This window comes from Subtercola boreus, assembly GCF_003399635.1.
GTDB lineage: Bacteria > Actinomycetota > Actinomycetes > Actinomycetales > Microbacteriaceae > Subtercola > Subtercola boreus_B.
Map to the genome: position 1 here is coordinate 1 of NZ_NBXB01000049.1, position 17480 is coordinate 17480.

General features: G+C 61.7%; 17 protein-coding genes. 10 read left to right on the top strand and 7 right to left on the bottom strand.

Annotated elements, in window-relative coordinates; translation table 11 throughout:
- Nucleotides 1–137: 137 nt before the first annotated feature.
- Nucleotides 138–2282: a GAF domain-containing sensor histidine kinase gene (locus B7R22_RS17885; protein ID WP_116413052.1), complete on the bottom strand. Its 2145-nt coding sequence runs from the start codon at nt 2280–2282 to the stop codon at nt 138–140.
- A 96-nt stretch (nt 2283–2378) separates the two neighbouring features.
- On the opposite strand from B7R22_RS17885, the gene B7R22_RS17890 reads away from it, so the two are divergent.
- Together B7R22_RS17890 and B7R22_RS17895 are read left to right on the top strand one after the other, a co-directional pair.
- Nucleotides 2379–3032 (top strand): response regulator, encoded by a 654-nt coding sequence (locus tag B7R22_RS17890; protein WP_116413053.1) that lies wholly within the window; start codon nt 2379–2381, stop codon nt 3030–3032.
- A 327-nt stretch (nt 3033–3359) separates the two neighbouring features.
- Entirely contained in the window at nt 3360–4319 is a 960-nt protein-coding gene (locus B7R22_RS17895; RefSeq protein ID WP_116413054.1) for an alpha/beta hydrolase, read from the top strand.
- Nucleotides 4320–4577: 258 nt separating this feature from the next.
- On the opposite strand, the gene B7R22_RS20490 is transcribed toward B7R22_RS17895, so the two are convergent.
- Together B7R22_RS20490 and B7R22_RS17905 are read right to left on the bottom strand one after the other, a co-directional pair.
- Nucleotides 4578–4850 (bottom strand): recombinase family protein, encoded by a 273-nt coding sequence (locus tag B7R22_RS20490; protein WP_437184160.1) that lies wholly within the window; start codon nt 4848–4850, stop codon nt 4578–4580.
- 241 nt (nt 4851–5091) lie between these two features.
- On the bottom strand, nt 5092–8061 hold the full coding sequence (locus B7R22_RS17905; RefSeq protein WP_116413055.1) for a Tn3 family transposase: 2970 nt from the start codon (nt 8059–8061) through the stop codon (nt 5092–5094).
- Nucleotides 8062–8399: 338 nt separating this feature from the next.
- Here B7R22_RS17905 and B7R22_RS17910 point away from each other — a divergent pair, with 338 nt between their 5' ends.
- The 6 genes from B7R22_RS17910 (at nt 8400) to B7R22_RS17945 (ending at nt 13668) form a co-directional block, all read left to right on the top strand.
- Nucleotides 8400–9629, top strand: coding sequence for a hypothetical protein (locus tag B7R22_RS17910; protein ID WP_116413056.1), 1230 nt, complete (start codon nt 8400–8402; stop codon nt 9627–9629).
- Between the two features lie 779 nt (nt 9630–10408).
- Complete coding sequence (locus tag B7R22_RS17915) at nt 10409–11080, top strand: ParA family protein (RefSeq protein WP_116413057.1); 672 nt, start codon at nt 10409–10411, stop codon at nt 11078–11080.
- Between the two features lie 627 nt (nt 11081–11707).
- Nucleotides 11708–11947: a glutaredoxin domain-containing protein gene (locus B7R22_RS17925; protein ID WP_116413058.1), complete on the top strand. Its 240-nt coding sequence runs from the start codon at nt 11708–11710 to the stop codon at nt 11945–11947.
- Nucleotides 11944–12648, top strand: coding sequence for a single-stranded DNA-binding protein (locus B7R22_RS17930; protein WP_116413059.1), 705 nt, complete (start codon nt 11944–11946; stop codon nt 12646–12648). Before B7R22_RS17925 ends, B7R22_RS17930 begins: the two co-directional genes overlap by 4 nt.
- 63 nt (nt 12649–12711) lie before the next feature.
- Nucleotides 12712–12927: a hypothetical protein gene (locus tag B7R22_RS17935; protein WP_147305456.1), complete on the top strand. Its 216-nt coding sequence runs from the start codon at nt 12712–12714 to the stop codon at nt 12925–12927.
- Nucleotides 12928–13272: 345 nt separating this feature from the next.
- Entirely contained in the window at nt 13273–13668 is a 396-nt protein-coding gene (locus B7R22_RS17945) for a hypothetical protein (protein WP_116413062.1), read from the top strand.
- Here B7R22_RS17945 and B7R22_RS17950 read toward each other — a convergent pair.
- Together B7R22_RS17950 and B7R22_RS18925 are read right to left on the bottom strand one after the other, a co-directional pair.
- Complete coding sequence (locus B7R22_RS17950; RefSeq protein WP_147305457.1) at nt 13644–13994, bottom strand: hypothetical protein; 351 nt, start codon at nt 13992–13994, stop codon at nt 13644–13646. The genes B7R22_RS17945 and B7R22_RS17950 overlap by 25 nt on opposite strands.
- A gap of 59 nt (nt 13995–14053) precedes the next feature.
- Nucleotides 14054–14278 (bottom strand): hypothetical protein, encoded by a 225-nt coding sequence (locus tag B7R22_RS18925; protein ID WP_147305458.1) that lies wholly within the window; start codon nt 14276–14278, stop codon nt 14054–14056.
- Nucleotides 14279–14511: 233 nt separating this feature from the next.
- On the opposite strand from B7R22_RS18925, the gene B7R22_RS18930 reads away from it, so the two are divergent.
- Nucleotides 14512–14712 (top strand): hypothetical protein, encoded by a 201-nt coding sequence (locus B7R22_RS18930; protein WP_147305459.1) that lies wholly within the window; start codon nt 14512–14514, stop codon nt 14710–14712.
- A 174-nt stretch (nt 14713–14886) separates the two neighbouring features.
- Here B7R22_RS18930 and B7R22_RS18935 read toward each other — a convergent pair whose 3' ends face one another.
- The gene (locus B7R22_RS18935) at nt 14887–15198 is read right to left on the bottom strand and encodes a hypothetical protein (protein WP_147305460.1); all 312 of its coding nucleotides are present in this window, start codon (nt 15196–15198) and stop codon (nt 14887–14889) included.
- Between the two features lie 264 nt (nt 15199–15462).
- Between B7R22_RS18935 and B7R22_RS17955 the strand changes: the two genes are divergently transcribed.
- Nucleotides 15463–16488, top strand: a complete 1026-nt coding sequence (locus B7R22_RS17955; RefSeq protein ID WP_116413064.1) for a DUF695 domain-containing protein — start codon at nt 15463–15465, stop codon at nt 16486–16488.
- A 176-nt stretch (nt 16489–16664) separates the two neighbouring features.
- On the opposite strand, the gene B7R22_RS18940 is transcribed toward B7R22_RS17955, so the two are convergent.
- Nucleotides 16665–16940: a hypothetical protein gene (locus B7R22_RS18940; protein WP_147305461.1), complete on the bottom strand. Its 276-nt coding sequence runs from the start codon at nt 16938–16940 to the stop codon at nt 16665–16667.
- Between the last annotated feature and the right edge of the window lie 540 nt (nt 16941–17480).

The window sequence follows — 17480 nt, forward strand, 5'->3', positions numbered from 1 at the left end:
CGAGCTCCTCCGCAGAGGGCTCCGGCTTGTTTCTCTTCACAACATCCAGTGTCGTCATCACGGCACCTTCCCCGCCAGGCACACGCCCGACGCGTTAGGCCAGAAACACCGAATTCAGCACAGTCCCAAGACCCCGTTTACACGAAGACCATTGGCAGTTTGGCTGTGATCGTGGTCCCGCCCATGGGCGGACTGTGTACCGTGAGGGATCCGCCGAGAGCCTCCACGCGGTCCTCTAGCCCGATCAATCCGGATCCTTTGGTGTGGTCGGCACCCCCGATTCCATCGTCGCTGACGGTGATGACGAGAGATTTGTCGACGGGGGCGATTGTTATTTCGGCGGTGGTTGCTTGTGCGTACTTCGCTGTGTTGGCGAGAGCTTCGGACATGACGTAGTACGCGGCGACCTCGACGCTGTCTGGGTGTCGGCCGGGTTGTGGCAGGTTCAGCGTGACAGGGATGGGGGAGCGCCGGGCGAGCGAACGAGCCGCCGGGACGAGGCCACCCTCGGACAAGATCGCCGGGTGTATTCCCCGGGAGAGCTCACGAAGGTCGTCGAGCGCCGCAACGAGGTTGTCGGCGATCTCCGACACCTGCAAACGAGATACGGCGTCCGCAGGAAGCTGCTGCTCGACGTTTCGGAGGTCCATCGAGATCGAAACAAGGCGCTGCTGGATGCCGTCGTGGAGGTCTCGCTCGAACCGACGTCGTGTCTGGTCGGCGGTTTGAACGATACGAGCCCGAGATTCGATCAGCTCTAGCCGAGACTTCATACTCCCGATCGCTGTGGCGATGAGTTCCGCGAACTGGCCAAGCCGTGCCTCAGTGTCCGGAGGCAGCCGACCAGGACCCGTTGTGACCACGACGATGGCTCCCCACAGCCGGTTCTCGACAAAAACCGGTCCCGCGAGGGTTTCGGTGATTCCCAGCTGAACCGAGAGTTCTGCAAAAAGGCCCTCACCTTCTGTAAAGCCGTGCTGCCGAGCGGGTCGCTGGGAATGCCAGACGTAGTCGCCGGGATTGCTCCCTCCAAACGGAAGTGTCTTGCCGATGAATTGAGCTAGGTCGGGCTCTCCCCAAGCGGCTAAGATCGTGGCGAGTTCGCTGTCCTCGTACCGGATGATCACGGTCCCCTCGACCCGATGCAGGAGCGCCAGTTCGCGGACGATCGTCGGCAACGTAACGTCCCACTCCTCGCGGGCGACAACCGTGGCAACGCGTCGCAGTGCCGCCTGCTCCTCGGCGAGTACCCGTTGAGAGTCTCTAGCGTCCAAGTTAGACAGCGCCACCCCGACCAGGTCAGCGAACTTCGCCATTCGCTCTTCCGTCTCCGCAGGAAGTGGTTCCTCGACTATCGACCCTACGACCAGCGCGCCCCACAGCCGGCCGGCAGCACGAATAGGTGCCCCTACCGCTGCGCGCATCCCAACCCCGCGCTGGAGAGCTCCAAGTTCACCTTCGACAGAGCTGTAATCCTCCACCCGCGCGGGCAACCCGGTCGCCCGAACCTGACCGGTAACGCTGTTCCCGCGGGTGTTGAGTTGACGGCCGACCTTGATCCCGCTGTCCACAGGCCCCCAGCTGCCCACGGACGTCGCCAACTCCTCATCGTCGAATCGAAATACCTGCGCGCCCGACACGTGAGTTACCCGGCCCAGCTGCTCCGCGACCGCGTGGAAGATATCTTCGGCGGCGCTTTCTCGGGCGACCAACTCGGCAATCCGCAACAGGGCCGCCTGTTCGGCGATGAGCTGCTCCACGGCCGCAGTTCTTAGAATATTTGTGACCACGGCACTCATGGATGCGTCGAAGTGGCTGAGCCGCTCTTCCGTGTCCGCCGCGAAGGGAACGTCGCCGATTGAGTGAACGAGTACCGCTCCCCACACTTTGCCATCGAGCACGATCGGAACTCCGACCGACGACGTGATGGCGAAAGTCTCCGCTTCTGAAGGAGGATCCGCTGCTGCCGGCCGTGAGGTGGAGTCGTGACGAACAGGCTTTTGCGTGCGTATCACTTCCCGGGCTAGCTGATCGTCTTCAAGGAGCCAGTGATCAAGGTCAATTATCCGCGCGTCCTTTGCCGACCAGGCGGCAAACACGACGATTTTATTCCTGTGATCTATGCGCAGAATCTCGAGGAAATCCGCCCTCAGCACGTGAGTCATCTGGCCGGCGGCGGTCTCCAACACCACCCGAGGGGAAGCTCCCTGGGCTGCCAACGCGGCACCCGCACGCAGGGCCGCTAGCTCGTTTTTGAGGTCTTCCTCGAGGGACTCATCCATAGCGTTCGACTCCGACCGGTTCCTGGTGACTAATCTGGGGAAGGTGCATAACCAAGAATGCAGCGAAAGCTGAGTTAGCGACAGAGGCCGGAGCGTATGGGAACTCGAGTAGTCGTCGTCGATGACGACGTGCTGTTGAGGGAAGGCCTGGCCAGCCTTCTCGTTCGCACAGGACTCGACGTCATCGCGCAGGCTTCCGACGCCATCGGGGTTCTCGACGTCGTTCGTGATCTGCAGCCCGACCTGCTCATCATCGACATCCGGATGCCCCCCACCAACACGATCGAAGGACTCGTCGCCGCCAAAGCGGTCAGAGCGGCTTGCCCGGACGTCCGAATTCTCGTTCTCTCGTCGTACGTGGAGGTTGAGCACGCCATTGACCTCCTCGCCACGGGCTCCGGCATCGGCTACCTGCTCAAGCAACGCATCACCGAGATCGACACCTTCATCGCGGCACTTGACCGCATTGTTGCAGGTGAATCGGTCATCGACCCGGCGCTCGTGAACGAGCTCGTGCTAGCCCGCCGCACTCGTAACCCCCTGGATCTGCTCACTGCCCGAGAACGAGAAGTGCTCGTGCTCATGGCAGAGGGTCGATCCAATCTCGGGATCAGCAAGGCCCTCTATCTCACAGAAGGCACCGTCGAAAAACACGTCCATCGCATCCTCACCAAGATGGATCTCGGCAGTGAAGACACCAGTCACCGACGAGTACTCGCCGTACTCACCTATCTGAACCAAGCGCACTGACCAGTCGCGGACTCCCCACGGTCTGAGCTCTGGTGTTGAAGTGGGAAGAGCCGGGGTGCCGAGCACCCGGCCTTCGTCAAGAAGTCGCACTGGTGCCCCGCTCTCACGCGCTGGCACCCTGCTAGCGGGTACGCGCGCACCCCGCTAGCCGTCACTCAAAGACGGCCACTGCCGGGGCTGTATTCGGCGACCATACGCGAGAACCTGTCACTACCAACCGAAGATAGCCCTCCACGCCGACCGGTTCGAGGGCCCACCAACGACACAACGGTGCACGTCACCGCCGCGTCGCCACCAACACTGCCAGTCAAAGAAGAGGAAACCACCATGTCGAAAGTCGTTCTCGAGCCCGGGGCGCAGGTCATCGCCGACGCCACCGCCAACCCGCCCTATCTCTACGAAATCGGCGTAGACGCCGCCCGCAAGGTCCTCGACGACCTCCAGGCCGCACCGATCGAGAAAGTCGAGATCGGCGACGACAAATGGATCACCGTCCCCGCCGCCGTCGGAGACGTGAAAGTCCGCATCATCAAGCCCAAGGGCGCAACCGGCACCCTCCCCGTCATCCTCTACGTGCACGGCGGCGGCTGGATCCTTGGCAACTCCGGAACCCACGACCGTCTCATCCGCGAACTCTGCGCCGGCGCGAACGCCGCACTCGCCTTCGTCGAGTACGACCGGTCACCCGAAGCCCAGTACCCGACCGCCATCGAGCAGGCGTACGCCACCGCCCAGTGGATCACTAAGAACGGCGCTAGTGAGGGCCTGGACGCATCCCGGATGGCTGTTGCCGGCGATTCCGTGGGCGGCAACATGACCGCAGCGCTGGCGATCCTCGCCAAGCAGCGCGGCGACGTCACCTTCGTGCACCAATCGATGTACTACCCGGTCACCGACGCCGACCAGAACACCGAAAGCTACCGCATCTTCGCCGACGGACCATTCCTGTACGCAAAAAGCATGGCGTGGTTCTGGGACGCGTACCTCCCGGACGTCAGCCGACGCTCAGAGATCACCGCGTCGCCCCTGAAGGCCACCCTCGACGATCTGCGGGGGCTGCCTCCGGCTCTTCTGATCGTGGACCAGAACGATGTGCTCCGTGACGAAGGGGAAGCATACGCCGCCAAGCTCGTTCAAGCCGGCGTCCCCACGACCAGCGTGCGCTACAACTTCGTCACGCACGACTTCATGATGCTCAACCCGGAGCGCGTCACCCAGGGCACGACCGCCGCCATCGAACAGGCGATCCGAGCTTTCCGCAAAGCTTTCGGAACCGCAACGGCCTAACCGGCCCATCAGTACCCATAGCCGGCTCGGCAGCACTGACGCCGAGCCGGCGGAGTTCCTCCCATCAGTCATCCACACCAGATCAACCCAACGAGTTCCCATGACCAACTCAGTCCCCAATCCGTAGAGTCCGATGGCTGGGCGCGTTTTGAAGTGCACTCAGTTAGGGCGTAGCTGTGCGAGTCTTTGCTGTCAGCTTGGCGCCGTCGGGTCGTATTTCCCCGGATGGCGAGACGTGACGGTAGAGCGTTTGCCTGGTTAGCCGAGTTCTTTGCAGAGGTCACCAACACGGGTTTCTTTCTGCCCCATCGCGGCCATGGCCAGGTGGACTTTCGCTGCCGTCATTTTGTAGGGGCGTCCGCCGTTTATGCCTCGAGCGCGTGCCGCTGCGAGGCCAGCGATGGTGCGTTCGGAGATGAGGGTGCGTTCGAATTCAGCCAGCGCGGCGAAGATGCCGAAGACGCCGAAGACGAGCTTCCCCGAGGCTGTTGTGGTGTCGATGGCGGCGCGTTCGCCGGTGAGGACTTTCAAATCGATCCCACGGTTGGTGAGGTCATGAACAGTGTTGACGAGGTGGCGTAGGTCTCAGCCGAGCCGGTCGAGTTTCCAGACCAGCAGGGTGTTACCGTTACGGAGTGCTTTCAGGCACGCGGCGAGGTGCGGGCCGGTCATCCTTCCCTCCGGAGGCCTGATCTTCGTAGAGCTGGTCGGGTTCGACGCCCTGTGAACGGACCGACTCGCGAATGTGTGACAAGTCGAAGGATCCGCCTTATTAGCTGCTGGCAGGCCCGGTGGTTCGAATGCTGAGGCGTGTGGTCATGTCGAGCTTCACTTCGCCGTATGGGAGCACGTGCTGCCAAAACAGTGGGGTGAGACCGCGTCGATCTTCGGTGGTGAGCAGGCCAGCCCAGGCGTCTTCGGCGAGTACGTCTTGGAGCATGAGCGTGTTCACGTAGACGAGACCGGCTTGCAGAATCCGCAGGCACAACGCGCTCATTTCCTGTTCGTCTTGGCGGTTGGATGCGATCTCACCGCCCTTGCCGTAGTAGATGACTGCGTTCGCGCCGTTGAACGCTTCGACGATGTTGAGTCCCTCGGTGATCTCGCGTTGGAGTTCGCGGCTGCGCAAGAATCTGGCGACGAAGATGGTGCGTTGGGCCCGCCCGACTTCCAGCATCGCCTGATAAGTGGGGTGGGCGGCTGAGCGGGTGAAGCGGCGCAAGATCGCTTCGGTTGAGGCGGTGCCCTGTCTGATTGCGGTCGCGTACTTGATCATCTGGTCGTAGTTTTGCTCGATGAGATCCCAGCGGATCGGACGCGTGAGGGCTGGGGTGAGTTGCGGGAACGCGTCGGGCTGACCGGAGGCCGGCCGGTACAGGCGGACCTTGTTGATCTGCTTGATTCGTGGCAGCAGGTCGAAGCCGAGCAGTCGGGTGATGGCGAAACCAATCTCGGACTGGCCGTGGGTGTCGACGTAGTTGCCTTCAACCTTCATCGTCGTGCCGTGGCGTATCGCACCCTCGATCATTGCGTGGACCTCCGAGGCGGAAGCCCGCAGCGTTTGGGAGTGCACGACCATTGACCCTCGTTCGACGTGCCAGTAGATGAGGATCCCGCGGCCGCCGTACCGGGAGTGCCACTCGGTGAAAATATTCTGATCGTAGGAAGGGAAGTGTGTGGAGTCCGATGCGACCGCAGTGGAGCCCTCACCCCAGAGGCTCGTGCGGCGCGCCGCGAATGTGGCGTTGGCGATAGCAATCGCGACGGCCTGCGCGGTGTCGCGGGTGAGGTAGCGGCGCCGGACGTAACGGATTTCATCCTCGGTGTGGCCATGACCGCCGCCAGCGGCGACCGCGCGGATACCTGTGTTGGTCCCGTAGGCGTAGATGGCCAGCATCAACCGTTCCGCCAACACTTCGACGTCGAGGGTGCCGCTTCCGGCGGTGGCGTCGTTCAGGCAGCCGGTGCGCAGCACCGTTTCCTTGAGCATGTCGACCAGGGCAATCGTGCCCCACCGTCGTTGCACCTCGTCCTTGACGCGTCGCAGATTGCGGGGCTCGGGGGCAGCTTCGTACTTCGTCAACGTGATCGCACCCGAGGGCCGATCGGTGATGCTCAGCCAGTCAAGCGACGGGACCGCAGAATCTAGCGCGGTAAGGGCGTCCGTCATCTCCCGTCGCAGATCATCGATGAAAACAGTGGGATCAAGTGGCTTGCGCAGCTCTCGGTAGTTCTCACTGCGCCGCTGCTCGAAGTCTTGGGGTAGGTCTTCATCCGGGTCACGCCAGGAGTCCGCACCCACCACCCAGATCTCCTTGCACCGCAACTGCTCCCGCAACGCCTGCAATGTGACTACTTCATAGACCATCCGGGCCACCCGACCCCGCCCTCGGGTGTCGGTGCGGTAGACCAGGTCCGACCAGTCTCCGGCGGTACCGCGATGGACGGGAACCGTTTCCCCGAGCGGGTAGTAGGTCAGGTTGGCGGTCTTGGCATACCGCCTGATCAGCGTCAAGGCATCGATCACCGGGCGGTGGACGGTGTTACTGCTGCGGAACTCCAGCACCTCCAGCAGTGCGATCAGGCCGCGCCGGTAATGCCCAGTGTATGAAGCCCGCAGCGTGGTCTGGACTGTGCGCCGATACACCGGACCGTTCGTCTTGAACTCGTGGACCAGCTCCCGCAGCGTCTGCTCGCCGCCAGCCACTGCAGGGAAGACCACTTCCCGCACCGCTCCGTCGGGCTTCGCCAACGCTGCCTCAGCGATCAAGAAGAGAATGTTCTCCTTGCCGGTGACTCGTTTGAACGCATTGATCAACTCGTTGGTGACCCGCCGCTCCGCGCGGGCACCGATACGGTGCACCGTGGCGATCAGCAACTCCACCAGCGTGTCGGTGATCTCCCGTTCACGTTGATGGACCAACGCCGCGAGCACGGTCAGGGTCAACGGCTGAGCATGTCGGCGCAGATGCGAAGGCGCCTCGACAGCGGCCCGAGCCCGCCACCCATCCAGAACCTTCGGCGCCACGTCGGCGAACAAACCATCCGGCAGCCCCACGGCACGGACCGCCTGAAGTTTGCCGATTTCGGCCATCATCGACTCCAAGCTCACGTTGCCCGGCGCAGACTTGATCGACCCCAGAACGGTACCTGACTCGCCAACTCCGTCCTCGACGGCACCCTCCTCGGGCGTCAGCAAATTCAACAGGCGGCCCACCGTGGGCGGATCCAGACGCTGCGAGATCCGCAGCGACCAGGCCTGCTCAGCCACGCGTAAGGCTGAACGCACGATGCGCAGCACCCGACCGGGAGTGGGAGGCTCGATCTGTTGCGCTCTGAAATGGGCCAGGAGCTCCTCCCTGACCCGCTCGGGTCGCCGCTCGGCGTGGGCCACGTTCACAGCGAGCCAGACAGCCCCCTCTTCCTGGTCCGCAATAGTGGCAACTCGGAAGCCAAGGTGAGCGCGGATCTGGGCACGGTGGTACTCAATCGTGCTGCCAGACCACGCATAGGAGCCGACCACGGAACCGTCCACACCAACCTGGCGTGCCACGAAATCGATCACGACATCATGCACATCTAAACGGCCACGCGGGAACCGACCATGCCGGCTGTAGTGCTTAAGCAACAACGCGAAACCCAGGGCCGTGGCACCACGTTTACCGATCAACAGCTCACGATCGACCTCGAGCAGAGTCCAGAACTCGACCAGCTCATCAACATCAACAACGGCTGAGTCCATACTCGGACACTATCCCGGGTCGCAGCCGACACCGAGACCTCGAACAAAAATCCCCGTTGGGGCCGATGACAGCACCGTTACCAACACCCCACAACGCGCGGACCGGTGCTGCGCGTCCCCCTCTCTCTCCGCACCGGGACGGTTCCGCCTCGAGCGTGCTCCGTGGCCGGATCGACGTTCTACTTGCCCCGTCCACGACTGCGGACATGGTGGCGGATCTTGCGCGGGTGCTGGACGTACGGAAGCCTGCGGTTCGGTCAATCGAGTCGGCGCCGTCTGGCCCGGTTGATGCCCGGCACAGCGCGCATCGGCCATTAAGCGCCTCCGGGACGGCGCATATGGCCACGATCGGAGGCGGCAGCAATCCGTCGTGGACGGGGTTCATGTGCCTCCTCGCGGCCGCGCACGCAGGTTGGCAGTACGCCGATGTGCAGCACGCCGCGAAGACAGCGCCAGGGATGGAGCATTACCGGAGCAAGAACACCGGCCGCGGCGGCCGCCGTACCCGAAGCGCGGCGGAAGCTGTGGAGCGATTGGGTCGGCAGTGGGAGAAGGCGCAGCAGTACGCCGCGATCCAGCGACCCCTCCCCCAGGCCGGCCGAACCCCTGCTGACCTCACCGAGCTGGATGGCATCGTCCGGGCCGTGGACGCCGTCCTGAGCTCCTTTCAGGTCGCCCCCGGCCGGTGGGGCACGTCGGAGGCGGCGCAGTCGCAGCGCTCGATCCTCGCCGCTGTTGCGTACCTGTCCCTGCAGACCGGGAAACGCGTCGTCGCCGCCTCCATCCGTGACCTCGCCCTGATGACAGGACTTGGCCGGACAACCGCAGCCACCGCCCTCACGGCGCTTGCAGGGCAGGACCTGCTGGCCCGGATCAGCACCAGCGATGGCGGCAACGCCGCCGAATGGCGCCTAACCCCGGAGCTTTCCACAGCAGCAGGAACGGTCCGGTCACAGCCATTACATAACCCCCGCCCCCCTACCGAACTCTTCAATACCAGAGCCGATCAGGTGGCCACCCTCGAGCAGCTGCTGACCGATCAACGACACGATCTGTTTACGCGTGCTGGCCTCGGCCACCTTGCGGGGAAGGTCTACGCCTTGCTACGCCACTCCTCCGCGCTAACTGTCGAGTCCGCTGCATGGTTACTGGGTGTCTCGACGAGGCACACCATCACCGTCTTTAGCCGGCTACGCCACTACAAGCTGATCATTCGACACCCTGATGGTTGGGCGAGGTCAAAGAGAGATCTCAGAGACCATGCAGCCCGCCTGATCGGCGTGGCGGGCCTGCTCCGTGCTCGGGCGAATCGCTACCGAAATGAGCGCGAAGTGTGGGCGTGGTGGTTGGCCGAGGTGAACCAGATGAACTCCGTGCCGAGACGCCGAACCAGAAGACCCCACGTGTCGAGCCGCACGCTGCAATTCGTGGACGATGTTCCAGGCGAACGGCAATGGCCTCGCTACCCACGAGCTGCGGACGGTCGAGGCGATCACAAAGAGGCACGCTACTGGGCGAGCAACGGAATGTTGGTACCAGGATCGCTTTGGTACTCAAGCGCCGCGTGAGTGGAGGATTAGAGGTGGCTTCATGGGGCGAGTTGTTCTGCGGGTCGCTACGGGCCGTCCGAGCGGCCGTGAATTCAGAGTGCGACGATGGATTGTTATCTCGCTTGGGGATCGAGTGACTGAGAGTCATGAGGCATCTGGGCGCGTTTTCACTGATGCTCATCTTGCAGAGAGTTGACTGTTCTGTGATTCGGCATGGTTCGAATGTTGCTTGGCAACTTACGAACTCAGTAAGTTACAGAGTTGAGGATTTGCCGAGGTGGCCGATTACAGGGGGCTAGCTATCTGTTAGAGACCGTTGTTCGTGATCGGGGTGGGCTTTATGGTTTGGCAGGGAAGGTCTGAGCCCTGTTATGTGTCTCCCCCGCATGGCCGTTCGAATCTGATGCCTCGCGATTTAGGGTCGACCAAATACTTCGCCAATACTTCTATCGGTCCCGGCGCAGTAACTCGTGGCTCTGTCAGTAGTAGACCTGGGATCCTGAATCCGCAGGTCGGCAGGCTTATGTGCTATCAGTCTGTGACGGTAAGTCCGTTAGTCCGTTAGTCCGTTAGTCCGTTAGTCCGTTAGTCCGTTAGTCCGTTAGTCCGTTAGTCCGTACCTCCGTAACTCCGTACCTCCGTAACTCCGTAACTCCGTAAGTCCGTAAGTCCGTAAGTCCGTAAGTCCGTAAGTGCGTTAGTCCGTAACTCCGTAAGTGCGTGACTCAGTGAGTTACAGACTCCGACACGCCGTCTTACCGCACACGGATCGAAGGCGTGCCGAGTTGAATGGTCTCATGCGAATTGTCTGCCTCGTCGGTCAAAAGGGTGGGGTCGGAAAGACCACGACCACGATGAATCTGGCCGCCGTGATGTCGAAGCATTCCCGGGTTCTTGTAGTCGACGTTGACCCTCAGAAGTCGACTACATGGTGGGCTGAGAATGCCGGAGATAACCTCCCGTTCGACTTCGCGGCAGACGTGGACCCAGGAAATCTAGTAAGGCTTCGCGAGCTTCCGTACGACACCATCTTCGTCGACACCCCCGGCAGTTTGGAAGACACGCGAGTTCTGGCCGCCGTCCTTGACGCTTCGGACTTCGTGATCTTGCCCCTAAATCCTGAACCACTTAACACTCCTGCAATGGTCAGGACGATCAAGCAGCATATTGCTCCACGTAATCTTCCCTTTCGGGTCCTTCTCAGCAAGATCGACCGTCGCCGCGCAGGTCAGCTAGACGATTGGGAACACCTCATAGACGAAGGTCTGAAGCTGCCGCGATTCCGGCAGTACGTTCGGCTTTATGCGGCTCATGCAGACGCTCCCTTGGAGGGCCGCGTCGTGACCCAGTACGCGGATACCCGCCAGAACGCCAACGCAATCTTTGATTACACCCATGTTGCTTTGGAGCTCATGGCAATTTGGTCGAACGAAGTCCCGAAAGAAGGGTCTGCCAATGGCAAGAGCTGATTTGTCCGCAATGCTAGGTCGGCTCGAGGAAGACGATTCGATCATCGACAGTGGTGCTAGGGGGGAGGAGCCGCGGAGAGAGCGGACTGGCCCCAAATCGGTGAAGAAGCCTGCTCGCAGTAACTCAGACCCTCAACTTTCCGAGGGTGCAGCCAGTGCCCGAAGCAAAGATTCCAAGCAGCCGGCCGGTCCGCTCTACATGCGACTCGAACGTAAAGAGACGCGCCTGCGCTCCGACCAGTACGCGAGACTCACCGAATACTCCCGAGCTCTGAGTCGGGCTAAGAACGAGGGAGGTGAACGGATCACGGAAAACACCCTCATTCGTGTCGCCATTGATTTGCTACTAGAGCGTGCAGACAAGCTCCAGGGCTCCAACGAGGCGGAACTTCGTAAGTCTGTAAGTTAGTTACTCTGGGCTGCGTGATGGAATTTGTAGGGCCGTTACCTGTCTGGCCAATGACCGTAGGTCGCTTTCGCGCCGTCCGTGCAAGGCTTTCGCGGCATTTCCTCCTTCGCGGTGCTTGTCCGGTATTCCACGTCCTGGCACTTCCGGCGCTCCCGCTCGCAAATGATTCCTTCCGCCAGACAGGCAAAAAATAGTGTTGGTGGGAAGAAGCGGAAACCATGAGTGCAACAACAGTCGTTGTCTATGTCAAACCGGATTGTGCTGCGTGCCGGGCTACGTATCGGGCGTTGGACAGCCGGGGCATCACGTACCGGGTGGTGGACGTGACGGAGAATGCTGCGGCGTTGGGGTATATCACTCAGGAGCTGGGTTATAGCCAGGCGCCGGTGGTGGTGGTCGATGACAATGACCACTGGTCAGGGTTCCGGCCCGACAGGATCGTGGCCCACACCCCATGAGCACCCCAGACACGGGCAGCGATGACTACCGGGCGGGGTTTCTCGCCGGGTACACGGACCGGCAGGCCGAGATCGACACGCTCGAGGACCTCGCTGACCGGTACTACCGGAAGGCGTACGTCGACGAACGCCGCATCCCCGCCGACACCGTCACCCTCGCGGAGCTCGAGCAGCGCCGCCAACTGCTTGAACCACCTGTCGAGGTCACCCGGGCGGCCGCACTGGCCTCCTGGGGCATCACCACCGACACCACGACTGCCGAGACTGATCAGGCACCCACACCCACTGCCGGCGAAGACCCGGCGAGAACGACCCGGACAGCCAGGAGGCGCCCCGTGAGTAGCAGAACGATCATCGGTAATCTCGCGGTCGACCCGGAGGTCGTGCAGGCCGGCCGGGTGAAGATCACGAAGCTTCGGGTGATCGAGGACACGGGGGAGTACCGGGGTGGGAAGTACCTGCTGCACCCGGATGCGACAACCCATTTCGTTGAGGCAAAGTTCGAGCTCGGAGAGAACACAGCAGCGACCCTGCGGAAGGGCGACGCGGTCATCGTCGTCGGACGAGAACACACCGCCAGCTGGGGACCGGAAGGTACGAAGAGTTACGGGCGGGTGGTCGAGGCCGACCATATCGGTGTGGACCTCAGCCGCGCTGTCGCCGACGTCCGAAAAGTCCCGCGTGAGAGCAACGACCGGTAGTGGGGGAGGGGTTGGTGTGTGCCGGGTCTGGCCGGTGCTACTGATGACTGGGAGGATGCAGGTATGAATAGTGTTGTTGTGCTCGACCTGACGTCAGAGCGGGATGCCCGCTACGCGGTGTTGGTGAACGCGTTGGCGGATTACGCGACCACGCTCGAGCATCACGCCGACGACGAGCGCGACCGCGAACCCGGCAGCTACGCCGAGGCCGGCTTCAGACAAGACGCCGCAACCGCACGGACCCTGATGGCTGAGATCGAGCAGCAGCTCGAGGCCTGACCCTCGCACCGGGCAGCACCCTCCGTGTTCAGTCGGCTGCGTGGTCGAGGCGGACATTGGTGCGTGACAGAAGCGGCACCCAGCCCGCCCGCCGCTCCTCAGCGCGCGCTGCGGGGATGGGGACGAGTTGGCCTTCGGCGAGCTCGTCGAGGTTCAGGGTGGTAAGGGAGGCGATGTCACTTATGGAGAACTGGCAGGTCTTGCATGGGCAAAGCGGCTGCACCCTATCGGCTTCCCCAATGGCCTTTAGTAAACGATCGATCGCGAGTGCACAAGCGCAGCCCCTATACCCGCTGAAAACGCGATCTGGGAAGCTACCATCCCGGCGCCTCGTATCCTGTCCGGGTGACCGACACGCTCAGCGATCTGCTCTCCCACGACCCTAACCGCATCTGGCAGGCGTCATGGGAGGTGATCGGCACGCGCGATACCGCGCTGCTCGAGATCCTCCGGTCGGCGCTCCCGGGGATACGGCGGGCGACGGCGAATATCGAGCTCGGCGGCATGATCCGGCCCAACCGCGACGCCCTCACGCACGCCCTTGGCAAAGTGCAGAACTACCGCACATGGCGGTGCTGGTGCGACGACTATCCGCGACTGCTCGCCTACGACCCAGCCCGGGAGGAAGAACGCGGGCACACGAGAATCCTCAGCCGAGACAATTCCGGATGGCCGGCGTTCTGCGGGACGGTCCCGTGCGGTTCGAATCGTGTTTCCTACTTTGTGAACTTGAGTTCCTGAATCTTGCCGTCGTCGAGAGCAACGGGGACGCGGTAACCCTGCCAGGTACTTGCCGCGAGGCCGGCGCTATCGAGGTCGAAGTCGGTGTAGCAGTCGGTTGTTGATGAGTGCGGCAAGGGAGCAGTCCAAAGGACGGCCCCCTTGCAGTCGACGCGGATCAGATTGTGGGCTCGGTTGTCTTGCATCTCAGACCAGTCGAGCAGGACTACTGCAGATTGGCGATCAGGCGTCAGCGTGGCACGAAGGACCGACACTTCGATCGGCTTCCCTTGCGATGAGATCTGGCCGCCAACGCTGCTCGTGAAGCGGAGCGTGCCGTCGATCACGTCGAGATTAGAATCCGTCACTCGCCAAATGTAGCCGCCCGTGTCGCATTTCGCGGACTCTACTCGGGACGGTAGATGGCGCGAATGACCGCTGCTCCTGAGTTTGCTGTCGATCCAGGGACAGTGACGATGGTTGGTTCGCCTTCGAAACGTAGCTTGTTGTCGAAATGCTCTTCAAGGCCGGTCTGCCAGCCGAACTCATTAGCGCCGACCGTGATCAATACGGTTCTTGTCCCTATCTTGATCTCAAGCTCTAGGGTTCCGAACTGGCCTGCTTTGTTCATGAGCCAACGCTAGTCGAGCAGATCGGGGTGGGGGGCAAACGGTCGCAAACTGTTTGAACTGCGGTCGGACCGGGTGGGCCGTAGCGCCGACGCTCAACGCGGACGAACGAGGTTCAAATTCTCCAGCTGCTCTACTGGAATGCTTTTCGGGTGAATTGGCCCGGTTCGGCACCGGATCCCGCACTGCCATATCGTCCGACCTCTCCCAAGCATCGAACGAATAGTCTTTGCATATGACGAACCCTGCCAGTGAACCCCGTCGACAATCGCTGCCAGCTCCCATGAAGGCGTTCCTCATAGTTCTCGGCGTCATTCTTTTTATCGTTGGCGTGGTGATGATCTTCAGTGGCAACAACTGGGGCATCTTGGTCGCCATACTCGGCGTAACTCCGATCACGGCAGCGTTTCAGAAGTACAAGCCACGCTCTGAGTGAAGCTAGGTCGCTTACCTAGAGGAATAGCCAGCGCCGACCTGACCGGGCTTGACGACACCTATCCGCAAGGCGGGCCATAAGCGGAGCAACAACCGGGCGCGCGGGCTGACGGGCAATGCGTTCAGGTGTTCAGCACGGTCTGAGGTCGCGACGCGACGCTTCTGACTCCCGGATTCACCTGCCCTGTTCAGAGCTTCGTTTCTGCTGTTCCAGGAGGGCCTTGCGCTGTTCTGCTTTGAACGCTCTGTGTACGTTGGAATCATCAACGTAGGGTTTCCCACTGATCACGTGGACAAGGCCGATGCCGGTAAAAATCAGACCACCGATAACTAGGCCGATAGCGAGAAAAGGTGTCGTAGTTCCAAAGTTCAGATTGGTGATCCACAGGATCGCTGCGATGGATACGCCGGCCAGAATAGCGACTCCGCCCCAGAGCACAAGGCGCCACCCGCTGTACTGCCTAGGTGCCGGCCTTGGGTTCATCATGACTCAGAATAATACTCTTGGGCACACTCCGGCTCGCGGGATAGGCCGTTCATGCGGCGCATCCGACACCTCTAGCCGGTCGACCCTTTTTCCGAAGTAGCGCGCCGCCGGCCGGACGTTCACCGGGACGCCGCGCGCTGCATCTTCCGGGTGTCGTCTGATGCGGATCGCAGGAGGGTGAATCCGCTTGCAGAGTAGGGTCGACTCGCTGTGCCAGACTTCAGTCCTACTGAGTTGTGAGTTGTGTAGTCGTGGGGGTATGGCGTGGGCCTATTTAAGCGGCGGGAGAACCCGGTGCCGTTGTCTCCTATTGATGAGTTCTGGCGGTGGTGGACGGCAACGGGTGAAGGCCTCTTCACGGCCGCGATCGCGAATGGCGACTATGGGTCGTTGCCGGACCAGATCTCGGCGAAGGTCGCGGCGATCGATTCCGAGTTGCAATGGGAAACCAGCAAAGGCAGGCTCGCGAAACATGCGCTCTGCGTCACGGCTGCCGGAGTTGCGGAACTGCGGCCTTTGGTCGAAAGGTGGGCTCGCGCTGCGCCGCCCGCGACGGATACGTGGGAGTTCGTGGCCGCTCGGCAGCGGGATGAGGCACTGTCTAGTTCGGCCGTTCAGTTCGAAGGCACGTCGATCGAGCTCGGCCAGTCTCGCGTCGCATTCCGGGTCGATGAAGAGCGTCAGTCCTTCGACGTGCAAATCTTCAACCCAAGATTCGTGACGCTCGGTTTGCAGGACTCCCGACGGGTGACGTTTCTGCTCCTGGACTGGCTGTTGGGTGAAGATGACGTCGAACGGTGGCTCGGCGGCATCGAGACGGTTCTCAACGATCCCGAAGGAAGCGTTCCGGTCAGCGCACTGCTTAAAGCTGTAGAAAAACTGGCCGCTCAGAACGCCGAGCCTGAATGGGCTATTACGGATTCGAGGACCGCGGCGGGCAATCCCTCTATCGTCATTGCCCTCCGTCCAATGAAGTGGATCGATCATCCCCTGCTTGATCTGCATACCGAGATTGTGCTGCCCTACCTGGTGGATCGAGAGGACGGCCTACCCGGGCCCGACGCTCTAGTAGCACTTCGGAGCTACGAGTACGGTCTCATCGAAGCGATCGGCGCAAGAGGACTTCTCGTCGCGTTCGAGACATCCGAAGGCCAGCGCTCATTTCACGTGTACACCGACTCCGAGGACCAGAATGCCCGCGACATCATCGATTCCTTCCGGCCCGGTGAGCCTGCGGGAAAAACACACTCGCTCGATCCAGGTTGGCAGCGCGTCCGGCAGTTCTCCTGAAATACGGCGCACCGGCACTTCGGCCTGGCCAGACTGCCACGCAGGAAGTTGATTCGGACAGCACGGGCGTCGATGGCGAGCCGTCGACATCCCCGCCATCTAAGGAGCGTCTCAGGACGGCGCTCTCGTATTGGCCGTTCACAAGACGGGCGTTCTACGGGACGAGCTCGAGCTGGTTAGCGATCCGCCCGCGTCAGTGCCCGGCGGCGAATGTGACGAGCGAGCGCAACGACGAGTACGACTGTAAGGAGCGTGATGAACGCGGTTACGCTGCCTTGCAACTCGAGCCCTGAATACGGATTGGCCCAATTCTCCAGCTCGGGTCGAGCTTGAAATTGTGTGCGCCTGGCGGTAGCAAACAGTTCGATGGCCGCCCAGCGCAATAGAACGAATGACACCAGAACCCCGACGGCGGCAAGAACCGCTGCTACCCACGACTTGCGCTGACTCATGTAGCGAACTTTACGCGGCGATGCGGCCGCAGGGGAGGAGACTCGTCACGGTCACCATCGGAGTCTGAACGCGCGAGCCCTAGAGGGACGTCTTCCGGAAAGCTTATTGGTGAAGGTAGCTTGAGGCCATGAGTTCCAACGCTGTACGCGTCGATGCGTCTGATTGGGTCACGATCCGTGGGTCGGTGGATGTAGGTGTCCCGACAGAGCGCCTGTCGTCGGTTGTGCGGGCGGCCGTTGGCGCTGCGGGTGAATTCACCATCATCGAGTTGGATGGGGACGGGGGCGTCTTGGGTGTTCGCACCACGCTTCTCCACCGCGCTGAATCATTCCGCATGACTTACCGATCGGTTCCTGGGCAAGGATCCACCGTTTATGTCGCGAGCAAGAAGAGCAACCGGTTTGGCTGGGGTGGTGACGTCCCCTCGAGTGGTGTGCTTTCGCTTTGCCGGTTGAGGTCAGTGGTTGAAGCTTAGGCGGCGATGAGTTCGGGCAGTGTTGTCACCTCCTCGATCGCGGTGGTTGGGTCGTTCATGGTCT

Excerpts from the sequence above, each read along its gene's own strand:
- B7R22_RS17885 (WP_116413052.1), bottom strand. The coding sequence starts at position 2,282 with ATGGATGAGTCCCTCGAGGAAGACCTCAAAAACGAGCTAGCGGCCCTG.
- B7R22_RS17890 (WP_116413053.1), top strand. The coding sequence starts at position 2,379 with ATGGGAACTCGAGTAGTCGTCGTCGATGACGACGTGCTGTTGAGGGAA.
- B7R22_RS17895 (WP_116413054.1), top strand. The coding sequence starts at position 3,360 with ATGTCGAAAGTCGTTCTCGAGCCCGGGGCGCAGGTCATCGCCGACGCC.
- B7R22_RS17905 (WP_116413055.1), bottom strand. The coding sequence starts at position 8,061 with ATGGACTCAGCCGTTGTTGATGTTGATGAGCTGGTCGAGTTCTGGACT.
- B7R22_RS17910 (WP_116413056.1), top strand. The coding sequence starts at position 8,400 with ATGGCCACGATCGGAGGCGGCAGCAATCCGTCGTGGACGGGGTTCATG.
- B7R22_RS17915 (WP_116413057.1), top strand. The coding sequence starts at position 10,409 with ATGCGAATTGTCTGCCTCGTCGGTCAAAAGGGTGGGGTCGGAAAGACC.
- B7R22_RS17925 (WP_116413058.1), top strand. The coding sequence starts at position 11,708 with ATGAGTGCAACAACAGTCGTTGTCTATGTCAAACCGGATTGTGCTGCG.
- B7R22_RS17930 (WP_116413059.1), top strand. The coding sequence starts at position 11,944 with ATGAGCACCCCAGACACGGGCAGCGATGACTACCGGGCGGGGTTTCTC.
- B7R22_RS17935 (WP_147305456.1), top strand. The coding sequence starts at position 12,712 with ATGAATAGTGTTGTTGTGCTCGACCTGACGTCAGAGCGGGATGCCCGC.
- B7R22_RS18925 (WP_147305458.1), bottom strand. The coding sequence starts at position 14,278 with ATGAACAAAGCAGGCCAGTTCGGAACCCTAGAGCTTGAGATCAAGATA.
- B7R22_RS18930 (WP_147305459.1), top strand. The coding sequence starts at position 14,512 with ATGACGAACCCTGCCAGTGAACCCCGTCGACAATCGCTGCCAGCTCCC.
- B7R22_RS18935 (WP_147305460.1), bottom strand. The coding sequence starts at position 15,198 with ATGATGAACCCAAGGCCGGCACCTAGGCAGTACAGCGGGTGGCGCCTT.
- B7R22_RS18940 (WP_147305461.1), bottom strand. The coding sequence starts at position 16,940 with ATGAGTCAGCGCAAGTCGTGGGTAGCAGCGGTTCTTGCCGCCGTCGGG.